The sequence below is a fragment of the Vibrio sp. 3-2(1) genome (genome assembly GCF_963887575.1).
Classification (GTDB): domain Bacteria; phylum Pseudomonadota; class Gammaproteobacteria; order Enterobacterales; family Vibrionaceae; genus Vibrio; species Vibrio anguillarum.
Genome location: NZ_CAWPGB010000011.1, coordinates 69279 through 89544, shown reverse-complemented (window position 1 = coordinate 89544; position 20266 = coordinate 69279). Strand labels below are relative to the sequence as shown.

Sequence of the window (20266 nt, the reverse complement as noted above, 5' to 3'; positions counted from 1 at the left end):
TCATCCCAATGAAATGTAACTGAAACATTTTTGAAATATTGCATTCCTACTATGGTTGAGCATTAACACATTCTCTAATCACTTAGTTGCATTTATCATGAATTCCTCAATAAATAACCGACATTCACTGTCGTTGATTCAAACCATCAGTGCCATTTTCATCACGATGACGTTACTGGTGATCCTTTTATCCATCACCAGTTTAAAAAGCATCGATAAGGTAGGGCTACAGTTTTCTGGATTGTCTGAACAAACACTACCTTTGGCATTAAATAATGCAAGGTTGACGCAAAATATATTAGAACAAGTACAATCTCTCGGAGATGGCATTCGCACAACGGAATCGGCAGAATTAGAAGCGGTAAACCAGCAATTAAGCCACTTGAACCAGCAAACGGACCAACTTACTGACCAGCTTTTCTCCATCGCTACTCGTATCGGTAACGCGATTACTCAAGATCATCAAGTGTCGTTACGCAGCAAAAGTGCGGCTTTTCAGCAGCTCACCTATTCTATTTTATCAACGCAGGCCTCTTTGCTTGAACAGCAGAATGCTATCGATAACGCCGCCACCGCGTTTCGTTACGGATTAAGCTCCATTGGACCGGAGATGAACCGGATCAGTTCATTTCTCGCATTAGATAACCCGGAATCGATGGATGCGGCTAACCGCTTTATTGCCAGTGCAAGTTCGATGGAAAGTACCTTCTTACTGTTAATGATGCAAAACGATCCTGAACAGGCCAAAGTGCAATTTAAGGAAATCCGTAATCGCATGGCGGGAATTGAGCTAGCCTTTGATGATTTCAAAGAGTGGCATCCTGATGTTATAGAGTTTGCGAGCCTGACGGCACCTTATGAAATGGTTAAAGCGGGTTTTGTTGAGCATGGCATCTTGGCACTGATCTTAAATAAAATTGAGCAAGCACAGCAGCAGCGACAAGAAATGGCACAAGCTGCGCAGCTAGCCAAAGACACGGTAGCACTGCTAAATACGATTTCTGCCACCGCAAGTGAGTTGATCAAACACAGTGAGAACGTGGTTCATGACGCAATGCTAATGGTTAAGCAAGTACAATATACTGGCGGCATTATTCTGGTCGCTTTGGTTTTACTAGCATGGCTAGGGTTACGCCACTGGCTAAAGCTGGGGCTGAATAACTTATTGGCCAAGCTTGCATTATTAACTCAACACGATTTTTCTCAACCCGCTCGCTTGATTGGCCCGAGTGAATTTAAAGAAGTTGCTCTACAACTAAACCAAGTTATTGAATCAACAAAATATTCAATTTCTACCGTAACGCGCAATTGTGAAATGCTCTACCAAAATGCCGAAACCAGTCACGATGCAGCCGATAAATCCAACCGCAGTTTAGCCGCACAAAATGATTCGTTGGTTAACATGGTTTCCACCGTGAGTGAGTTGGAATCGGCGATTCGGAATATCGCGCTTGTGACCAGTGAATCTTATGAAGAATCAGTGGCTGCCAGCCAGTTTTCTACGCAAGGGGTGAAAGTAGTGGAACAAAACCGTGTTCGCTTGGAATCTCTTGAAAATACACTGCATTTAAACGATGAAGCAATGCACGAGCTTGACCAGCGCGTGAAGAAAATTCGCGAGATGGTGGATATGATCAGCGGTATTGCTGACAGTACCAACTTACTGGCGTTGAACGCCGCGATTGAAGCAGCAAGAGCTGGCGAACAAGGGCGTGGTTTTGCGGTTGTAGCCGATGAAGTACGCAAATTAGCCAGCGATACATCACAGCAAACCACCAATATCCGGGACATGATGAATGAGCTCACCAATGCAACGCAGCGCTCTCGTCAAGCGGTATCGGATTCGCGCCAAGAGATGAGTAATGCGCTGCAATCGAGTCAAGAAGTCAAAACAACATTTGAGCAGATAGAAAAAGCAGTGGAACAGATTCGTGCTCGAGTTGAGCAGATAAGCGTTGCAACAGAAGAGCAAGAGCGAGCGACGGCCGATGTAAGCCAATCTATCAGCCATGTTTCATCGCAAGGCGAGCAAACCAAATTACAGCTTGAAGCCATGGTCGAAAGTTCAGAGCAGGTAGCTGAAGTTGCGGGTGAACAGCAGGCTATGTTGCATAAATATACGCTCAACTAGCTTATCCAGTGCGAATTTCTGTATTTTCATGACGTTGTCACTTTTTTCTAAATGGTTGGGTAAGCATTTTATCCAACCACTGCTCACGCTTCGCTCGAAAGAGTGGTAGGCCGATAATGACCTGCTTATGGCCCAATTCTGGCTGCGCACGATAAGTACGAAATAGCCGATCCCAACATGACAAGAAAAAACCAAAATTGGAGTGAGTTTCTCGCACAATGACTGAATGATGCACCCGATGCATGTCAGGTGTCACCACCAACCAGCGAAGCCAACGGTCCATTTTCAACGGTAATTTTGCGTTACTGTGGTTAAACATCGCGCTCGCATTGAGCACAACCTCAAATATCAATACCGCGAATGGGCTGACACCCAACATGATCACGCAAGTGATTTTGATCCACAAAGAGAGAATCATTTCGAATGGGTGAAACCGCGAGCCAGTGGTCACATCAATATCTTGATCAGCGTGGTGCATGCGATGTAAACGCCATAACCAAGGAGAGAAGTGAAAAAGCACATGCTGGGCGTAAATCACGCCATCAAGAATAATAACTGACAGCGCAATTTCAGCCACTTGTGGTAAATCCACCCAATTAAAAAGGCCAATCGAGTCTTGCTGCGCCCAATAAGCCGCTTCAATGGCTAACACTGGCATCAATAGCGATAAGCACACGCTATTTAAACCAACCAAACCTAAATTATTCAGCCAGCGAGTGGCTTTACTTTGGGTGAGTGTTTTACGTGGGCAAGACCATTCCCACAGCGCACAAAGCATAAATACAGCGAAAAATATGCTCAAACGGATCAATTCAGGGTTCAGGTTCATACTTAATGGCTCATCTTCAATGGTCTTGTGCTAGGAATCTGCTTGTACTGTAAGTACAATCGGCAGCACTTTCCAGCTTGCCGCCCTGATTTATGAGAATCCACGCATTTAACCATTTGTTCCAACATCGCTTAGCGTTATCGACCAAACCTTTTCAAGCTCGTGGTGCGAAAGTTGAACGTTGCGCCTATTGTCAGGTCGCCACGCAATACTGCTTATGTGGTCATCAACCGGATATGGATACGGATATCGCAGTATTACTGCTGGTTTCTGAAAATGAAGTATTTAAACCCAGTAATACTGGTCGACTAATTGCCGATGTGATTAAAGAAACTTACGTTTATCAGTGGAATCGCACCGAACCTCACGCGGAAATGTTAGCACTGTTGAATAACCCCGCCTATCAACCAGTCGTCATTTTTCCCGAAGAGTATGTGGATGAAAAGCCTCGAGTAATGCAAAGCCCTCCCAGCGCGCACGATAAACGCAAACCACTGTTGATATTGCTTGATGGAAGCTGGCGCGAGGCAAGACGAATGTTTCGCAAATCACCTTATTTAGATGCGCTTCCGGTGATGTCTATCGCACCTAAAAGCGTATCGCAATATATGATGCGTAAATCTGATAATGAGCAGCATTTATCAACGGCTGAAGTGGCGTCGTTGGTATTGGCTGAAGTGGGTGAGCATCAAGCCTCTCTGCTATTAAGCCAATGGTTTGAAGTGTTTCGAGAAAGTTACTTGCTGAGCAAAACCCGCCTAAAGCATGATTTGAGCAGGCCAGTCTTGAAACGTTTCATCGACCAGCAGCAAAGCGAGACGTGACTCTAAAGTTGATCGATTCGGTGATGAGTAATTGTTCAATCGAACCTATAGACCAGATAAATTGGTACTCGGTCACGGATTGTAGGCTGAGCTCTGTGGATAATGCCCAAAGTTTTATTTTTAGCTCATTGATGAGCAAATTTTAGGAGAGATTGCATGTACTACGGCTTTGATGTCGGTGGCACTAAAATTGAGTTTGGTGCGTTTAATGAGAAGTTAGAACGCGTAGCAACGGAGCGCGTTCCTACCCCAACAAACGACTACAATCTGCTAGTTGAAACCATTGCGCAGTTGGTGAGTAAATATGACGCGCAATTGGGTGTGGAAGGTAAAATAGGCCTTGGCCTACCAGGTATGGAAGATGCTGATGATGCTACGGTATTAACCGTCAACGTTCCTGCTGCAAAAGGCAAGCCGTTACGCGCTGATTTAGAAGCAAAAATTGGCCGCAGCGTGAAGATTGAAAACGATGCAAACTGCTTTGCGCTTTCTGAAGCATGGGACGATGAGCTGAAAAATGAGCCTTCGGTTATGGGCCTAATTCTCGGCACAGGTTTTGGTGGCGGCCTTATCTATGAAGGGAAAGTGTTCTCTGGTCGTAACCACGTCGCGGGGGAGTTTGGTCATATGCGTCTGCCTCTTGATGCATGGTTACATCTTGGCGATAACGCGCCGATGCTCGGCTGTGGTTGTGGCAAACAAGGATGCTTAGACAGTTATCTCTCTGGCCGCGGTTTTGAGCTATTGTACGAGCACTATTATGGCGAGCACAAAAAAGCGATTGATATCATTCACGCCAATGAAGCAGGTGAAGCGAAAGCCGTTGAGCATGTTGAGCGCTTTATGGAACTACTTGCCATCTGTTTTGCCAACATTTTCACAGCCAATGACCCACACGTTGTTGCACTCGGTGGCGGTTTATCAAACTTTGAATTGATCTACCAAGAGATGCCTAAACGCGTACCGAAATACCTGCTTTCTGTCGCGAAATGTCCGAAGATCATCAAAGCAAAACATGGTGATTCAGGCGGCGTACGTGGTGCGGCTTTCCTTAATATCAAATCATAAAATCAAACAAAAAGGGCCTATAATCAAACGGGCCCTTTTTTATATCAGTCAAAAGTTAACTCTTTAACCTAAGTTCTGTTTATTTGGTGTTAGCGCCTTTTTTACCCACACCTACGTTTTCTTTTTGTTGCAGTGTTAGCTTGCTAAAACCTAACTTTTTAAAGTGGTTATCGCGGTAATTGCGTACCGCTTTTGCGTCAGAAATCATTTCCAGCTGCTGTTCCATTTTTAAAAAATCAGTAATATCAATACCTTCTGCTTCGGCTACTGCTTCTTGAATGTTGTGATGCTTTTCGTAAGAAAAAGTCAGCGTTTTATCTTCATTTTTGTAAGTGTACAAAATGGTGCGAGCCATGATCATCTCTCTAAAATCGTCATTCCCAATTTCGGGAAAATAAACAAAGGCTGATCGCTTACTATCAACCGATTGAAAATGGGGGCGTTGGCAGCGCTGAAACATGACTAACCAACATGTAATGGGCTAGATTTTGCCTTTAAGTGGGATAATTGTCACGCTTTCACCACCGAAATAGCGCAGGATATTTCATTTACAACGCTGTACATATTCAATCACAAACGCCGCTATTGCATCGAGATCATTGATGTCCATCTGTGGTAAAGCACTTTTCACAACTTCATCCGCGGCGATAGCGATGATATTTTCATCATTTGGATATAGCCAAGGTTTACCTACTTCAGCACGGTGCAATTCAATTTTTGGAAAGGTGAGGTTTTTACACCCTTCAACTAAAATTACGTTGAGTTTATCGCAATCAAAGCGAGATAAAAGATATTCGAAATCGGGTTCGGCTTCTGGCGTTTCAGTCATCATGGCATGACGATAGCGCGATGCAACTAACATCTGGCTTGCCCCCGCTTTACGCAGCCGATGGCTATCTTTACCTGGTTTATCAATATCAAAATCGTGGTGCGCGTGCTTAAGTACGCCTAATGTTAGGCCTGCTGCCCTTAACTTGGGCAACAAAGCTTCAAGCAGGGTTGTTTTTCCTGTGCCAGAGTAGGCCGCAAAACCAAGTAAAGGGCATGAAGGCGCTTGATATTTCATGATGTCAAAGTTCCAAATTGTGCCAGATCTTGAGGCGTGTTGAGGTTCAAAAAGCAGTTTGGCGAGTCGCTAAAGTCAACGTAATCTGTGTGGCATTCTTGATAAAGACGGGTGATTTTTCTCTCGCCACGTTCTAAAAATGCAGTCAGTGTTGGCAGCACACGTTGGTGAATAAGGGTGAATACGGGTTGAGCGAAGTGACCATCATGGGCGACTAAAATATCATGCGAGTCTTGAGCAGCATGGCAAAAACGCGCAACAAGATCGTCATTGATCAACGGGCAATCGCAAGGGACAAATCCGACCCAATCGGTTTGTGCATGGGTTAACCCTGCCTGAATTCCAGCGAGTGGACCGGGATAATCAGCCATGGTATCGGAAATGACAGGCGCAAACTGACGATACTGTGCATGGTTACGATTAGCGTTAATCGTCAGGTTAGTAGATTGCGGCTTAAGCTTATTCATGACATGTTGAATCAAAGGTTGGCCATTGAGTTCAATCAGCCCTTTGTCTTGTCCACCCATACGGCTGGCTTGCCCACCCGCTAAAATAACCCAACTTGTTTGTGTGGGAAGTAACATGAAATGTCTCTTAATTGTGCGATGAGAAGAGCGCCGTACAGACAAGTTAAACTCATTGATTGAGCATCACTCGCCCATTTTTAGTGGCGACAAACCAAGGTAAGGATGATAACCCAACTCATGCCTTGGTGCTAACTGGCTGATGATTATAACCAATCTCACCTGTGCGGGTGGATCTTTTTCATTGCTCTCGTTAAGTTGTTCATTGCTCTCACTAAGACACAAACGCCCCCATTAGTTTGGAGGCGTTTGGTCAAGCTAGGCAGTATTAAGCATCTTCAGGTAGTAGGAATAACCCCACGGGGTTGATCGTCAGGTAAGGGTGATCAGCGTAACTGGGGTCAAATTGTGACGAGTTGAGTTGCAGTAACAGCTCTTTGTTGTGCCATTTAACCAACACTTCATACATCGACCCCATGTAAGCAATACTGGTAATTTGACACTGTTGGCAGGCATCACCGTCCGCGCAGAGCAAAATAGCTTCTGGTCGAACACCAATTTGATAATTCCCCGCAGGCAAAGCCGTGACACTGTCATCATTAGCGGGGATCTTATAGCCATTGATGATCAGATATTCACCATCATATTGACCCTCAAAAATATTGGCTTCGCCCATGAAGTTGGCCATAAACATCGAGGTTGGGTGCTTATACAGTTGAGTTGGTGAGCCCTGCTGCATGATGTCGCCATCTTTCATCACAATCACAGTATCAGAAACGGCAAAGGCCTCAGCCTGATCGTGCGTCACATACAAAGAGGTGATATTAAAACGTTGTTGCAACTCTCGAATAGTTTCACGCATGCTGCGTCTTAAATTGGCGTCCAAGTTACTGAGCGGCTCATCGAATAGCAATACCTTAGGCTTAAGCACCAACGCGCGAGCGAGCGCTACTCGCTGTTGCTGACCTCCTGAAATTTGGTCAACGTAACGTTCCCCAAAGCCTTCTAAATCAACCAATTTCAAGGCTTCATCCACTCGCTGTTTCACTTCATCTTTACTCAAGCCAATCATTCTTAGGCCATAACCTACGTTGTCATGTAAAGAAAGGTGAGGAAACAGAGCGTAAGATTGAAACACCATGCAGATGTCACGTTGCTGGATGGAGGTGCTCGTGACATCTTCACCATCAATAAAAATTTGGCCACTGGTTGGTTTTTCGAGCCCTGCGACCAAACGCAGCACGGTCGTTTTTCCACATCCTGAAGGGCCGAGCAGTGTTACAAGGCTGCCTTTTTTGATTTCTAAATCCAAATTACCAATGACGGTTTTATCGCCAAAACGCTTGCAGACATTCTTTAAAACAACAAAGTTTTCATTTTCCATGGTGATATCTCCAACGGTTATTCTTGGTTATTGGCTTTAGAACGAGAAACACGTGCCTCACCAACGATAAAATCAAAAATTAAAATAATAGCCAACATCACAACAATCAAAATCGAGCCATATGCGATCGCAACGCCATACTCACCATCTTCTACACGATTCAGGATGTAAGACGTTGCCACCCGTGTTTCTGGTGTCACCAAGAAAATAATGGCGCTGACGGTCGTCATTGCTCGAACAAAGCTGTAAATCAGTGTTGAGAGAATTGCTGGTCGTAATAACGGCAACAGAATATGAGTAATGGTTTTAAAGGAGTTAGCCCGCAAACTGAGTGACGCTTCATCGAGCGATTTATCAAGTTGGCCTAGCCCTGCAATACCTGAGCGAATGCCTACAGGCACGTTACGCATCACCATGGAAATCACAACAATGGCCGCGGTACCGGTGAGGTAAATAGGCGCATCATTAAATGCAAGAATGTAAGATACCCCCGCCACGGTACCCGGAACGGCGAAGCAAAGCATGGTTGCAAACTCAATCACTTTCTTACCGTAAAATTGCTGACGGACAACGATATACGCAATCAACAGACCAAAGAAGGCGGTCAATGGCGCTGCAACGCCGGCATAAATCATCGTCGTGATGAGTGATGGCCAAGCACCTTCACTCATTCCCATGCCAAACAGATGAATATAGTTTTTAAGCGTTAAACTGTAATCTACACCCCAGTTCACAGTGAAGCTGCCGAAGATGATGCTGCCATAAAGCAAGATGTTAAATGCCATCCAAAAATAGAGCAGTGCCGAAACCGTATGTTTAAGTAAGGTAGGCAGCGCTTGCACATCGCCACGATATGATTTGCCGGAAATGGTGACGTATGAACGCTTTCCTATCCACAGATATTGGACAACAAAGATCGCCAATGAAAATAGCAGCAAGACGGCCCCAAGTGTGCTGGCGGAAGCGTAATCTAATTGAGCTCCTGCGATGTAGAAGTAAATCTGAGTGGCTAACACATCGAAACTGCCCCCAAGTACAAGCGGGTTACTGAAGTCGGCCAGTGATTGGACAAAGATGATTAAGAAACTGTTGGCCAAAGCAGGTTTGAGCAATGGCATGACAATTTTAAAAAAAGTTTGATAACGATTGGCACGCAGCGTGTAGGACGCCTCTTCCAGTGATGGATGTAGGGATTTCATCGCGCCATCTAAAATCATGAATGACATAGGAGCAAAGGCGAGCACTTGTGCCATCCAAATGCCTGTAAAACCATACAGCCAGTTTGTCTGTTGTAACCCAAACCAATCCACCATGAGTTCGGTGATATAACCGGAGCGCCCAAGCATTAAAGTCACCCCAAGCCCAACGACAAAAGGGGGAGTCACAATGGGAAGAATAGAAAAAATTCGCGCAATGAAAGCGGAGCGAGTGGCAATGCGTGTGGTATAGATAGCAAAGATCAAACCAAAGAAAGTGGCACCTATACCCACAGATACGCCAAGCAGTACGGAGTTCCAAACAATTTGTATGATCTGCGCTCGGCTCAAAATTTCAATGAATTGCCACGCAACAAAGTTCCCCATTTCATCTTGGAACATCGGTACAAAGATGGCGATACTCGGAAAGATAATAAAAATCGTGATCAAGAGAATAATCGAGATCAGAGCACCAATCACGAAGCTGTCACCGCCCAAAAACTCAAGACGAGCCAATGCCAATGTCATGACAGCACTTAAGGCAATAAATAGTGCAATGGTTGAATAACCTAAACCTTGCTGGGTATACCAAGAGCTGACCAACACGAAAAACATGCATGCCGCTGAATAACCGATATCAAAATAGTGACGGCGTTTGGCGTACTTATTACCTGCATAGCAAGGACGAATGAGAAGTACACCCGGAAGCGCAAACCATAACCAAGAAATATTGGCACGGCTCCAACCCATAGCGGCATAAAACTCTTGCGATGTTGAATCAAACACTCCGTAATCAAGTGCAAAAGATGGCAACAGCACAAACGCACACAATAACGTCAGGATCCAATAAAAAATCGGGTCCCTATGCGAGGTTTTTAGCGGCCGATGTGGTGCAGTGCCTGCTGTAAATTCATTCATTTTTCTGTACCAAAGTTATTTGTAGCCACACGGTGATAAGCCTGGTATTGGCTTTATAAAAAGGGCAGTAGGCACTGCCCATCGAGGCTAAGACAAGGGAACGCGTTGGCTATTCACCCATTTTTACGACATTAACCCACTTATTAATCAATCGCTTACGTTCATCAGAGGACCCATAGGTATCCATGTCATAATCGATCAAGGTTAACTTTTTAGGGTCGAGGGCGTTGGGGGATTGTTCCGCTTGAGTGTTAGTTAAAATTTGGAAAGATTGACCTTCTTTCCATGCCAGCTCTTGTCCTTCTTTTGACATGACCCAGTCAACAAACCGTTTCGCGTTATCAAGGTTACGCGACCCTTTGATAATGCTCACACCACCAATTTCATAACCTGTACCTTCACAAGGAGAAATCAGCTCCAGCGGTGCTCCTTTCGATTGTTCGAGTGAGTAGTCATGCAAAAAACCAATACCAATCGCAATTTCACCACGCGCTGAGTTACGTGAAGGGGTAACACCTGATTTGGTGTATTGAGAGACGTTTTTGTCGAGTGCTTTGAAATAATCAAAGGCTTTATCTTCATCCCAAAGTTGAATGAAGGTGGCTAATGCGGTGTAGGCAGTCCCCGAACTTTGTGGGTCAGAGATTTGAATCTCTCCTTTGTATTCAGGTTTGGTTAAATCATTCCAGCAGCGCGGGATCGGTAATCCTTTTTCAGCCAAACGTTGAGTGTTCACCCCAAAACCTAAAATACCCATATAAACGGCCGAAGAGTAGTTCCCTTTGCGTTTCGCTGGATCTTTAAATCCATCCATAATGAATTCAAGCTGCGGGGATTGGTAAGCGTGTAAGAGATCCATTTCACCCGCCTGTGATTGAGGATCCAACGTGCCGCCATACCAAACATCCGCGCGTGGGTTCTTCTTCTCTGCTTCGATTTTGGCCAGCGTGCTGCCCGAGCCATTGCGAACAAAAGAGGTTTTTACGTCATATTTATCAGAAAAGGCTTTAGTCGCTGTCTCGCACATGGCGTTAGTGGCACTGCAATAAACCACGAGTCGGCCTTCAGCAAATGCTTGAGGCGCGGCAAGCGAAGCACCGAGAATGCAGGTAGCAAGTACACTGCGAGGTAATCTATCTTTCATGTCTGTTTCCTCTTGTTATTTTCATTACTTAACGTAGACGTAGGGCAGCGTTAAGTTTCATCACATTCCTGTGATTTCGTTTTTGCTGCATGACACAGCGAAATCAGAAAACAACGTGAGGAAAGGTTATGACATAGTGACGGCATTCCCTGCACGCTGTTGTGCTTTTAAAAAGGGCAAAATCAGTAACCCAATCAGTGCGGCTGAGAGGGTAATGACACTGAAAAATCCTTCCCAACTAAATTGTTCAATAATGACAGCCAATGGGTAACTGGCTAACGCTGCACCAAGATAGCCAAATAAGCCGACAAAACCGGTCGCGGTTCCAGCCGCATCCTTGTGCGAACATTCAGCGGCGGCCATTCCTATCATCATTTGCGGACCAAAAATAAAAAATCCGATGGAAAAGAAGCAGCCCGACAACACCACAAAGTTATTAATCGGTGTTAGCCATAACGCGGCCACTGAAATGAAAATGCCTAGCGCAAAAATCAAGTTCATCGGAGCTCGATTGCCTTTAAAAAATTTGTCCGAGCCCCAACCACCAAATAGCGATCCTAAAAATCCTCCGACTTCAAACATCGATACGGCAGCGTTGGCCGAAAAAAGCTCATAACCATGCCGTTCAGTGAGGTATAAATTACCCCAATCATTTAGCGCGATACGCACCACATACACCAGTAGATAGGAGCTACATAACAGCCAAATGTACTTATTCCCTAGCACGTAACGACTTAAAATTTGGCGAAATGGCAGCCCTTTACCTTCAGACTCATGGCGCTTTTCTAATTCATCGTTACGCCACTCACCCACTGGGGGTAACCCTAACGTTGTGGGCTTATCTTGCATGCGAAAGCAGAGCACTAAACCAACGATGATCGCCAAGCAACCCGGTGCAATAAATCCGTACCGCCAACCAAAAGTCACAGCGATAAAACCAATGCTGATCGGAATGAGTGCGCCACTTAAATTGTGGCAAGTGTTCCAGATAGACCACCAAAACCCACGTTCAGATCGGGAATACCAGGTGGTGAGCAATTTAGCGCACGGCGGCCATCCCCAACCTTGGAAAAAAGCGTTCAATGTCCAAAGCACGGTAAATGCGGCTAGGGAAGAGCTCAAACCAAACAGCACATTGATCACGCCCGTTGCAACCAGCCCCAAACCCATGAAGTAACTCGGTTTTGATTGGTCGCTGACCATGCCAGAAACAAACTTTGACAAACCGTAAGTCATGTAAAAGAGCGTACCAAGCAGACCAACATCGGAATGTTCAAGCCCGAGATCAGTGAGCATCGCAGGCATGGCAAAATTGAGACTTTTGCGTGTGAAATAAAACACCCCATAGCCGACGTACATCGATAACATTAAATGCAAGCGCCAGTAACGATAGGTTGCATCAATGTCCTGTGGTTCTATAGGTGCTGATGTCGGTTTTGAAATCAGAAAACCCAGCATGCTTTGTTTCTCCCTAGTGCTAAGAGATGGTATCGGAGTGATTCACCAAATGAATGAGACAAAGTTATAAGTGACTAGGAAATTTTCCTAGTTTGTTGATATTGTGAGCGGTTTTGTGGGCAAGTTAACAGTTATGCGCGTCCCAAGCGGTATTTGGCTACGCTGCGATTCAATTAAAAATGTGCCACCCAGTGCGCTGACGCGTTCTTCGATGCCGAGTAAGCCTTGGCCTTTGCTGCGCCAATCGGAAGCTAAACCAATGCCATTATCACGCAGCTCGACACTGAACATGTCACCGGGAACAAGGCTTAATTGCACGGCTGATGCTTGTGCATGTTTGCACACGTTATTAAGCAGCTCTTGAATAATTCGATACAGTGTAACGGCCGTAATGTCATCTAAACGCTCTGCAAAAATTCCGAAATTCAGACGAAAATCGACGTGTCGTTCCGCAAATTTCATTTCACTTGCAAGCTGCCGAATTGCACTCTCGAGCCCCAATTCATCAAGCGCATGAGGGCGAAGCTCGGTTAATAATTGACGTGTCGATGAGTGAATTCGTAGCGCGAGCGTGTTGATCGTCTCAGCGATGTTGGTTTGTTTTTCATTTTGTGCCAAGCGACTAGCGAGCATGGATTGGATCTGTATCGCGGTGATATTTTGGCCAATTTCATCATGCAGTTCGCGTGCAACTGATTTGCGAATTTGCTCTTCAACCTTGACTAATTGCCGAGCCAGTTGCTGTTTGTTCGCGAGTTCGATTGCCAGCTTTTGGTTAATTTTAGCTAAGCGTTGCGCCAAGAAATATTGACGGCTAATCGCAATACCAAGCCCTAAACCAACAAAAGCCTGCGTCGCTATAAAACTTTGGAGTTCAATATCGGATTCAAATGAACCTGTCATTTGCCGTGCCGTAGCAAGTAAAATACTGTTCATTAAACTAGCCAATACGCCGCCTTGCCAACCGTATTTATAAGCCATAAAAATATTGGGAAGCAGGAAAATGAGCAGGGCGATCGGTTTGAGCTGCTCTAGCAAGGTTAACTCCGCGATCAATCCGCCACTAAAAAAAAGCAAACACCACAGCAACGCAGAGGGGCGAAGTGTTACGTCCTGATGAATAAGATCGGGTGACAGTGGTCTCCAGATCTGCTGATGTAGATAATCGTACAGGAGAAATAAGAACGGAGTGAGCAGTATACCGCCGGTCAGAGCTGAAACGGTCGCTTGTGCCACGTAATGCAGTTCGAGGTTGAGCGGTTTGACCAACAGCAAAACCGAGCTTCCACATAAGATGCCGTAAACGACCGTCAACCCGGTAAGCGCCAACAGTTTTTTCCAATAAACGTGCAGTGATGTCCAGAGAGATTGAAAGGCAATCGCCAGCCAATAAGCGATCAATGCAAACAGCAGTAATAGATATTCATGAGCAGCGATAGCCAACACATGCCCGAGCAACGCCACTATAGCCATTTCGCATAAAGTGATCCCAAGCCAAAAACGACGCGGTGCAAGAGCGAGTGTGGCCAGCTTTAAGCCTGTGGGCAAAAACAGACCAGCCAGCAATAAATCAGGAGTTAAGTAGCGGCTGATGTTCCATAAACAAAACCAACCAATTGAATACAAAACGCATGCAAATGCATAGCTAAAGCCAGAGGAGAGAGACAACCGAGGTAAAGCTTCAGAAAATCGGTGATGAAAATGCATAGTCGCTTCTATAACGTCTCGTTAACCAACAGTTGGTGAGTAATAGCAAAGCGGATGAGATCCACATTGTTGGTAAGCCCCAGTTTGCTTAAAATATTTGCCCGATGCACGTGAATCGTTTTGTGGCTAATTGATAAATCGTAACCAATCTCTTTGACGTCTTTGCCTAAAATCAGGTGATCAAACACCTCTCTTTCGCGTTTAGTTAACCCTTCAAGGACAGATGGCGTACCTGAAGCATTGCTTAGGTTAATTAAGGCATCGGCACACAAATAGCGATCACCATTAGCCACGGTACGAATGGCGCTCACTAACTCTCCAGGCCCACAACGTTTTGATAAATAACCACAAGCACCAGCTTCTAACGCTTTACTGACAAAGGACGCTGAATCATAAATAGAGAGAATGATGGCTTTAAAGTCCGGCTGAGCGCAGCGCAGTTTCTCTAACAACACAAGCCCACTTTCGTCGGGCATTGAAATGTCGATAACTGCCACATCGATAGAAGCGTTCACCAGCGCACGAAATGCTTCGCGCGCGCTACCATACTCACTGTGGACATGAATGTCTGGTTCAACCGATAACAGTTGTGCAAAACCAGAGCGAACCATGAGGTGGTCATCCACCAAAGCAACTGAAATCATACGGGTATCCTATAGGTTTGCAGTGATAGTCGCAGATGTATCAATAAGTATCAAAAACCAGCGCAGGGGATGTGATTGCTCTCTCGAAACTTATGATCAGTGGCAGGTAGGCATTAAATGAGCGAGTTACTCGCACTACGAGGGCAGTGAAACAAAAACATCGCTTGCAGTTCGAGCCTTGAACAAGTAACGTTGCGCAGTTTTTTATACAATTCACATTTATTAAGGTACTGGTTTTGATCTCCACCGCGAATATCACTCAACAATTTGGCGCAAAGCCTCTGTTTGAAAACATTTCCGTTAAGTTTGGCGAAGGTAATCGCTATGGCCTGATTGGCGCTAACGGTTGTGGTAAGTCAACATTTATGAAGATTCTAAGCGGAGAGCTTGAACCTTCGAGTGGTAACGTTAGCTATGATCCTAACGAACGCGTGGCGAAACTGAATCAGGATCAATTCGCTTACGAAGAGTTCACGGTTATCGACACGGTAATCATGGGCCACAAAGAGTTGTGGAAAGTTAAACAAGAACGTGACCGTATCTATTCTCTGCCTGAAATGACCGAAGAAGATGGCATGAAGGTTGCGGATCTCGAAACTGAATTCGCGGAAATGGACGGCTACATGGCCGAGTCTAAAGCCGGTGAATTGTTGCTTGCAGTGGGCATTCCTCTTGAACAGCACTTTGGTTTGATGAGCGAAGTGGCACCAGGTTGGAAACTACGTGTGCTATTGGCGCAAGTTTTGTTTGCTGAACCACACATCATGCTGCTTGACGAACCAACCAACAACTTGGATATGGATACCATTCGCTGGCTAGAAGATACGCTAAACCAACGTAACTGCACCATGATCATCATCTCGCACGACCGTCACTTCTTAAACAGCGTATGTACACATATGGCTGACTTGGATTATGGTGAACTACGTCTTTACGCGGGTAACTATGACGAGTACATGACGGCAGCATCGCAAGCGCGTGCTCGTCTGCTCTCTGATAATGCCAAGAAGAAAGCACAGATTGCTGAACTGCAAACTTTCGTTGCACGCTTTTCTGCGAACGCATCTAAAGCGAAGCAAGCGACGTCACGAGCTAAGCAGATTGACAAGATCCAATTGGACGAAGTTAAAGCGTCTAGCCGCCAAAACCCTTTCATTCGTTTTGAACAATCGAAAGAGTTGTTCCGCAACGCGTTAGAAGTTGAAAACCTTAGCCAAGGTTTTGAAAACGATCTATTCAGTAACTTCAACGCCATTTTTGAAGTAGGCGAACGCGTAGCGATCATTGGTGAAAACGGCGTCGGTAAAACAACACTGCTTAACACCTTAGCAGGTGTACTTGAGCCTCGTAGCGGCAGCTATAAATGGTCTGAAAACGCAAATATTGGTTACTACGCTCAAGATCACGCGCACGATTTTGCCGAAGATATGAACCTGTTTGACTGGATGAGCCAATGGCGTCAAGAAGGGGATGACGAGCAAGTGATCCGCAGCTTCTTAGGGCGCATGTTGTTTGGCCAAGATGACATCAAGAAATCCGTTAAGGTCATCTCTGGTGGTGAACAAGGTCGTATGTTGCTTGGTAAACTAATGATGCATAAGCCAAACATGCTGTTGATGGATGAGCCAACCAACCACATGGACATGGAATCGATCGAATCACTCAACACGGCTTTGGAGAACTACAAAGGGACTCTGTTCTTCGTATCTCACGACCGCGTATTTGTGGACTCACTGGCAACGCGCATCATTGAAATCCGTGATAACAAACTGACCGATTTCAAAGGCACTTATGCTGAATTCTTGAAATCTCGTGGCGTAAACTAATCCACAGTTTACTCTTAAGAAAAGGCTTCCTGCGGGAGGCCTTTTTAATGCCTGCAATCTGGAACGAGCCAAAAAATAGAGTGCATTAAAATGGAGCGCACGTTCCAATTTGGTGCGCTTTTTATGAATACGTTTATTCTTCCATCATGCAACAACTCCCTTGATATTTATATAATTCACTCTATTTCAATAAGTTATTTGATATTGAAAAGTTATTGATTCATTTGTTTATTTTGGAATGTATTTTGCTTTAAGGCTGTTCAATACCAATAACTCACTATATTGGTGAGAAAACAATCAAGTAGCACAGGATTGGTGCACAACATTTCAATGGAGAATCACTAAGATGACTCAAACCGTAAGTCAGGTTCAAGGTGCCGTACAAGCCCTGACTCAAAGTTCTGATACGCTATTTTTGCTGCTCGGTGCAATCATGGTGTTTTTAATGCACGCTGGATTTGCCTTTCTTGAGGTGGGGACAGTGCGTAAAAAGAACCAAGTGAACGCGCTGGTAAAAATTCTCGCCGATTTCGGTATTTCTACGATCGCCTATTTTTTTATCGGTTACTGGATAGCCTACGGCGCTCATTTCTTTGCTGATGCCCAAACCCTTGCCCAAGGGAACGGCTATCATCTAGTTAAGTTTTTTTTCCTATTGACGTTTGCCGCCGCTATTCCTGCTATCGTTTCTGGAGGTATTGCCGAGCGCGCTCGGTTTTACCCTATTCTCATTGCTACTTTTTTCACAGTTGGGTTTGTTTATCCGCTGTTTGAGGGAATGATTTGGAATGGCAATTATGGCGTGCAAAGCTGGTTTGAAGCTCAATTCGGTGCTGCTTTTCACGATTTCGCTGGTTCGGTGGTCGTGCATGCGGTCGGCGGATGGATTGCACTCATCGCTGTCATGTTTCTAGGAATGCGTAAGGGAAGAGTACGTGCAGGAAAGCACACCAACTTTGCTCCATCCAACATTCCGTTTCTAGCACTGGGCGCGTGGATCCTTTGTGTGGGCTGGTTTGGTTTTAACGTCATGTCAGCGCAAACATTAAATGGAATTAGTGGATTAGTCGCGATGAACTCTTTAATGGCCATGACTGGTGGTATTTTAGCAGCGTTAATTGTCGGAAAAAATGACCCTGGCTTTATCCACAATGGTCCTCTAGCAGGATTAGTCGCGGTGTGTGCAGGATCGGACTTGATGCACCCACTGGGTGCCTTAGTGACGGGAGTAGTTGCGGGTGCTTTATTTGTTTGGTTGTTCACTCAACTGCAAAACCGAACGAGAATAGACGATGTATTAGGTGTATGGCCATTACATGGTGTTTGTGGTGCATGGGGCGGGATTGCCGCTGGGATTTTTGGCCAATCATCACTCGGCGGCCTAGGTGGTGTCAGCCTCGCCGTTCAACTACTAGGAACCTTATTGGGTATTTCAGTGGCAGTATTGGGCGCCGCAATCGTTTATGGCTCTCTCAATGTATTGACTGGATTGCGTTTATCTGAAGAAGACGAATTTAACGGCGCGGATTTGGCTATCCATAAAATCTCCGCCATTAACGAAGATTGATTACATATAGACCGAAGTCGCGCGGTATTTCGGTCTATTTCGTAGCTCGGTTTATGTCACAGAAAATAAGCAATCAATGGCTATTTTATACTATGGTCTAACCCTCAAAACTACTGTTGTTATTGCATCGGTGCTAAGCTAGCAAAAAAGCGTGCAATAAGGACATAGTATGAATTTCCCTTACAAGAATATCGTGATCCTCACGGGGGCAGGCATTTCAGCGGAATCAGGCATCAAAACATTTCGTGCTCAAGATGGGTTATGGGAAAACCATAAAATAGAGGATGTCGCGACCCCTGAAGGTTTCGCACGTGATCCCGATCTCGTACAGGATTTCTATAATCAGCGTCGTCGAAAACTCCAATCTGAATCAATACAACCTAATGCCGCCCACATCGCGCTTGGTAAATTAGAGCAAGAGATAGAGGGAAACGTAACGATTATTACGCAGAATATCGATAACCTTCATGAGCGGGGGGGTAGCAAACAGGTGATTCATATGCACGGTGAGCTGCTTAAAGCACGCTGCAGCGTTTCTAACCAAGTAATAGAGCATAAAGACGACATTCTGAGCGGAGAGCTTTGTCATTGCTGTCAAATTCCAGCTCAAATGCGACCTCATATTGTTTGGTTTGGCGAAATGCCACTGCGCATGGGCGATATTTATTCAGCACTCGAGACGGCTGATCTTTTTATCTCTATCGGTACATCGGGCGTTGTTTATCCTGCTGCAGGCTTTGTTCATGATGCCAGAATGCATGGTGCGCACACCATTGAGATCAACTTAGAACCGAGTGCCGTTGAAAGTGAGTTTGAGGAAAAACGCTACGGTAAAGCCAGTATTGAAGTTCCGCGGTTAGTGGAAGAGATATTAGGGTTAGAAATGCCAAAAAAGAAACACGCCTAGAGTAGGCGTGTTATCTAAACATTGAATATGATCAATTATTTACTTTGAGCTTCTGGAAGTATTCGTCGTACAACACATTCGCTTCTCCCACCTCATCTTGCCAAAACCCGCTGTCCATAACAGATTGTGGAGGGAAGATATTAGGATCATTGGCGAAAGATTTGGGTAACAGTGAATAGGCTGTTTTAACGGGAGTTGGGTAACCAATTTCTAATGCGATTTTTGCTGCATTCTCAGGGCGCAATAAGAAATCAATCATCTTATGAGCCGCATCAACGTTTTTGGCCCCGGCCGGAATGGATATGCTATCCATCCAGAAAATCGCGCCTTTTTCTGGCCAAATAATGTTAATTGAAGCGCCTTCTTGGCGGGCCATATACGCCGAGCCATTCCATAACATACCTAAAGAAACTTCACCCGCTAAAAAAGGGTTTGCGGGAAAGTCGGAGTTGAACACTAACACGTTTGGAATCAGTTTTTTAAGCTCTTCATAGGCCGCTTTAATTTCGTCAGGATCCGTCGTATTAGGTGAGTAACCAAGCTTACTCAGTGCAATATGGAACACCTCACGAGCATCGTCCATCATCATCAACTGACCTTCCCATTTGGCATCCCATAAGTCGCCCCAGTTTTTGATCAGTGATTTATCAAGCATATCGGTATTAATACCAATCCCCGTGGCGCCCCAGATATAAGGGATAGAAAATTTGTTGTTTGGGTCGAACGATTTATTGAGATAGTTAGAATCAAGATCAGCAAAATGAGAAAGCTTAGCGTGGTCAATCTCCTGCAACATGCCTTCTTTACGCATTTTAGAAACAAAGTAGGTGGATGGCACGACAAGATCGTAGCCGGAACCTTGAGTTTTTAACTTGGCATACATGCTTTCATTAGACTCATAGGTTGAGTAAATGACTTTAATTCCTGTCTCTTTGGTGAAATCTTCGAGAACGTCGTGGGGGATATATTCAGACCAGTTGTAAAAATAAAGCTCTTGATCTGCAGCCATTGCAGGCGTAGTGAATAGAGTTGCTGCGCAAATAGCGCCAGCATACAGTGTGCTTTTCATTACG

16 protein-coding genes and 1 pseudogene are annotated in these 20266 nt (G+C 45.1%); 6 read left to right on the top strand and 11 right to left on the bottom strand.

Annotation, left to right across the window (positions count from 1 at the left end; all coding sequences use genetic code 11):
* Positions 1-55 precede the first annotated feature (55 nt).
* Complete coding sequence (locus AACQ79_RS03090; protein ID WP_170898365.1) at positions 56-2131, top strand: methyl-accepting chemotaxis protein; 2076 nt, start codon at positions 56-58, stop codon at positions 2129-2131.
* 37 nt (positions 2132-2168) lie between these two features.
* Here AACQ79_RS03090 and AACQ79_RS03085 read toward each other — a convergent pair whose 3' ends face one another.
* Positions 2169-2960 (bottom strand): sterol desaturase family protein, encoded by a 792-nt coding sequence (locus tag AACQ79_RS03085; protein WP_129532490.1) that lies wholly within the window; start codon positions 2958-2960, stop codon positions 2169-2171.
* Between the two features lie 92 nt (positions 2961-3052).
* On the opposite strand from AACQ79_RS03085, the gene AACQ79_RS03080 reads away from it, so the two are divergent.
* Both AACQ79_RS03080 and nagK read left to right on the top strand, forming a co-directional pair.
* Entirely contained in the window at positions 3053-3784 is a 732-nt protein-coding gene (locus tag AACQ79_RS03080; RefSeq protein ID WP_017042509.1) for a tRNA-uridine aminocarboxypropyltransferase, read from the top strand.
* A gap of 156 nt (positions 3785-3940) precedes the next feature.
* The gene (gene nagK, locus AACQ79_RS03075) at positions 3941-4852 is read left to right on the top strand and encodes an N-acetylglucosamine kinase (RefSeq protein WP_088732431.1); all 912 of its coding nucleotides are present in this window, start codon (positions 3941-3943) and stop codon (positions 4850-4852) included.
* Positions 4853-4931: 79 nt separating this feature from the next.
* Here the strand turns inward: nagK and AACQ79_RS03070 are convergent, their stop codons facing one another.
* From AACQ79_RS03070 to AACQ79_RS03030, 9 genes and pseudogenes are all read right to left on the bottom strand, one after another.
* Positions 4932-5207 carry a DUF2960 domain-containing protein gene (locus AACQ79_RS03070; protein ID WP_026027239.1) on the bottom strand — a complete coding sequence of 92 codons (276 nt, stop codon included), beginning with the start codon at positions 5205-5207 and terminating at the stop codon, positions 4932-4934.
* A gap of 198 nt (positions 5208-5405) precedes the next feature.
* A pseudogene (mobB, locus tag AACQ79_RS03065) lies at positions 5406-5918 on the bottom strand (molybdopterin-guanine dinucleotide biosynthesis protein B); the annotation flags it as partial.
* Positions 5915-6502, bottom strand: coding sequence for a molybdenum cofactor guanylyltransferase MobA (mobA, locus tag AACQ79_RS03060; protein WP_026027998.1), 588 nt, complete (start codon positions 6500-6502; stop codon positions 5915-5917). The pseudogene mobB and the gene mobA, both read right to left, overlap by 4 nt.
* A 268-nt stretch (positions 6503-6770) precedes the next feature.
* On the bottom strand, positions 6771-7826 hold the full coding sequence (fbpC, locus tag AACQ79_RS03055) for a ferric ABC transporter ATP-binding protein (RefSeq protein ID WP_017044718.1): 1056 nt from the start codon (positions 7824-7826) through the stop codon (positions 6771-6773).
* Between the two features lie 17 nt (positions 7827-7843).
* Positions 7844-9940: an ABC transporter permease gene (locus AACQ79_RS03050; protein ID WP_170898361.1), complete on the bottom strand. Its 2097-nt coding sequence runs from the start codon at positions 9938-9940 to the stop codon at positions 7844-7846.
* A 109-nt stretch (positions 9941-10049) separates the two neighbouring features.
* A complete protein-coding gene (locus tag AACQ79_RS03045) occupies positions 10050-11084 on the bottom strand; it encodes an ABC transporter substrate-binding protein (RefSeq protein ID WP_013856874.1) in 1035 nt (344 codons plus the stop codon).
* Between the two features lie 126 nt (positions 11085-11210).
* Complete coding sequence (uhpC, locus tag AACQ79_RS03040) at positions 11211-12542, bottom strand: MFS transporter family glucose-6-phosphate receptor UhpC (RefSeq protein ID WP_170898359.1); 1332 nt, start codon at positions 12540-12542, stop codon at positions 11211-11213.
* 87 nt (positions 12543-12629) lie between these two features.
* The gene (locus AACQ79_RS03035; protein ID WP_017050507.1) at positions 12630-14249 is read right to left on the bottom strand and encodes an MASE1 domain-containing sensor histidine kinase; all 1620 of its coding nucleotides are present in this window, start codon (positions 14247-14249) and stop codon (positions 12630-12632) included.
* An 8-nt stretch (positions 14250-14257) separates the two neighbouring features.
* Positions 14258-14893 carry a response regulator gene (locus AACQ79_RS03030; protein ID WP_170898357.1) on the bottom strand — a complete coding sequence of 212 codons (636 nt, stop codon included), beginning with the start codon at positions 14891-14893 and terminating at the stop codon, positions 14258-14260.
* 236 nt (positions 14894-15129) lie between these two features.
* Between AACQ79_RS03030 and AACQ79_RS03025 the strand changes: the two genes are divergently transcribed.
* From AACQ79_RS03025 to cobB, 3 genes are all read left to right on the top strand, one after another.
* Positions 15130-16719: an ABC-F family ATPase gene (locus AACQ79_RS03025; protein WP_017042874.1), complete on the top strand. Its 1590-nt coding sequence runs from the start codon at positions 15130-15132 to the stop codon at positions 16717-16719.
* 346 nt (positions 16720-17065) lie between these two features.
* Positions 17066-18286 carry an ammonium transporter gene (locus tag AACQ79_RS03020; RefSeq protein ID WP_019281009.1) on the top strand — a complete coding sequence of 407 codons (1221 nt, stop codon included), beginning with the start codon at positions 17066-17068 and terminating at the stop codon, positions 18284-18286.
* A 169-nt stretch (positions 18287-18455) separates the two neighbouring features.
* Positions 18456-19193 (top strand): Sir2 family NAD+-dependent deacetylase, encoded by a 738-nt coding sequence (cobB, locus tag AACQ79_RS03015; RefSeq protein ID WP_017047639.1) that lies wholly within the window; start codon positions 18456-18458, stop codon positions 19191-19193.
* 31 nt (positions 19194-19224) lie between these two features.
* On the opposite strand, the gene AACQ79_RS03010 is transcribed toward cobB, so the two are convergent.
* Positions 19225-20262: an extracellular solute-binding protein gene (locus AACQ79_RS03010; RefSeq protein ID WP_170898355.1), complete on the bottom strand. Its 1038-nt coding sequence runs from the start codon at positions 20260-20262 to the stop codon at positions 19225-19227.
* Positions 20263-20266: the final 4 nt, after the last annotated feature.

Bases quoted from the DNA above. Each gene is read 5' to 3' on its own strand.
- AACQ79_RS03085 (WP_129532490.1), bottom strand. From the start codon at position 2,960: ATGAACCTGAACCCTGAATTGATCCGTTTGAGCATATTTTTCGCTGTA.
- AACQ79_RS03080 (WP_017042509.1), top strand. From the start codon at position 3,053: ATGAGAATCCACGCATTTAACCATTTGTTCCAACATCGCTTAGCGTTA.
- nagK (WP_088732431.1), top strand. From the start codon at position 3,941: ATGTACTACGGCTTTGATGTCGGTGGCACTAAAATTGAGTTTGGTGCG.
- AACQ79_RS03070 (WP_026027239.1), bottom strand. From the start codon at position 5,207: ATGGCTCGCACCATTTTGTACACTTACAAAAATGAAGATAAAACGCTG.
- mobA (WP_026027998.1), bottom strand. From the start codon at position 6,502: ATGTTACTTCCCACACAAACAAGTTGGGTTATTTTAGCGGGTGGGCAA.
- fbpC (WP_017044718.1), bottom strand. From the start codon at position 7,826: ATGGAAAATGAAAACTTTGTTGTTTTAAAGAATGTCTGCAAGCGTTTT.
- AACQ79_RS03050 (WP_170898361.1), bottom strand. From the start codon at position 9,940: ATGAATGAATTTACAGCAGGCACTGCACCACATCGGCCGCTAAAAACC.
- AACQ79_RS03045 (WP_013856874.1), bottom strand. From the start codon at position 11,084: ATGAAAGATAGATTACCTCGCAGTGTACTTGCTACCTGCATTCTCGGT.
- uhpC (WP_170898359.1), bottom strand. From the start codon at position 12,542: ATGCTGGGTTTTCTGATTTCAAAACCGACATCAGCACCTATAGAACCA.
- AACQ79_RS03035 (WP_017050507.1), bottom strand. From the start codon at position 14,249: ATGCATTTTCATCACCGATTTTCTGAAGCTTTACCTCGGTTGTCTCTC.
- AACQ79_RS03030 (WP_170898357.1), bottom strand. From the start codon at position 14,893: ATGATTTCAGTTGCTTTGGTGGATGACCACCTCATGGTTCGCTCTGGT.
- AACQ79_RS03020 (WP_019281009.1), top strand. From the start codon at position 17,066: ATGACTCAAACCGTAAGTCAGGTTCAAGGTGCCGTACAAGCCCTGACT.
- cobB (WP_017047639.1), top strand. From the start codon at position 18,456: ATGAATTTCCCTTACAAGAATATCGTGATCCTCACGGGGGCAGGCATT.
- AACQ79_RS03010 (WP_170898355.1), bottom strand. From the start codon at position 20,262: ATGAAAAGCACACTGTATGCTGGCGCTATTTGCGCAGCAACTCTATTC.